Source organism: Neobacillus sp. MER 74 (assembly GCF_023714155.1).
The window spans coordinates 1-255 of the sequence record NZ_JAMAUV010000119.1 but is presented as its reverse complement, the minus strand read 5'-3'; the positions used below and the strand labels follow the sequence as shown (position 1 = coordinate 255).

1 protein-coding gene is annotated in these 255 nt (G+C 30.2%); it reads left to right on the top strand.

The window, feature by feature from the left end:
• Positions 1–23: 23 nt before the first annotated feature.
• A partial coding sequence (locus M3610_RS27805) for a group II intron reverse transcriptase/maturase (RefSeq protein WP_483870122.1) occupies positions 24–255 on the top strand: 232 nt, incomplete at its 3' end.

The following is a 255-nucleotide window of genomic DNA, read 5'->3' as shown; positions in this document are numbered from 1 at the left end:
GGAAAAATAATCAATGGAAACCAATTCATAGAACAAATATGCTCCACAGCGATGACTTGGAAATTATAAGACAATACAATGCAGAAATAAGAGGACTGTATAATTACTATAGATTAGCTAGTAATGTACATGTTCTACAATCCTTCCGTCAAATAATGACATTTAGCATGATAATGACCTATGCCATTATTTACAAAAGTACCGTTACAAAAATAATATGCAAATATTCAATAAACGGGAAATTTGGTATTCGTT